The 722-nt window shown below is 58.9% G+C and carries 1 pseudogene; it reads right to left on the minus strand.

Going from position 1 to position 722, the window contains the following annotated elements:
• Positions 1 to 722, minus strand: a pseudogene (katE, locus tag DH08_RS30135) (catalase); the annotation flags it as partial.

The raw sequence follows: 722 nt of genomic DNA on the forward strand, positions 1-722 counted from the left end.
GAATTCGGCTGGTAGTTCACCCGTCCGACTGGATTGCGCATGGCCATGTGGCCATCCTGCTGGAAATGGTGGAACGGGCACTTCGGCGCGTTGATCGGGATATGCGTGAAGTTGGGTCCGCCCAGCCGCTTCAGCTGGGTGTCGAGGTAGGAAAAATTCCGTCCCTGCAGCAGCGGATCGTTGGAGAAGTCGATGCCGGGCGGAACGTTTTGGGTCATGAACGCGACCTGTTCGGTCTCGGCGAAGAAATTGTCGGGCATGCGGTCGAGGACAAGGCGACCAACCGGGATCGGCGACAGGATTTCCTCCGGGATCAGCTTGGTGGCGTCGAGCACGTCGAAGTCAAAGCTGTCGGCAAAGTCCTGATCGAACAATTGCAACTGCAGCTCCCACTCCGGAAAATTGCCGGCCTGGATCGACTCCCAGAGATCGCGCCGATGGAAGTCGGGGTCGGCACCGTTGATCTTGACCGCTTCGTTCCAGGCCACGGATTGAAGTCCAAGCTTCGGCTTCCAGTGGAATTTCACGAAGGTGGATTCGTCCTTGGCATTGACCATCCGGAAGGTGTGGACGCCGAAACCCTCCATGAAGCGGAAGGAGCGCGGGATTGCCCGGTCCGACATCACCCACATGATCATGTGCATGGACTCGGGCGTCAGCGAAATGAAATCCCAGAAATTGTCATGCGCCGATTGCGCCTGCGGGAAGGCACGATCGGGCTC

Source organism: Mesorhizobium amorphae, from assembly GCF_014843845.1.
In the GTDB taxonomy this organism is placed as follows: domain Bacteria; phylum Pseudomonadota; class Alphaproteobacteria; order Rhizobiales; family Rhizobiaceae; genus Mesorhizobium; species Mesorhizobium amorphae_A.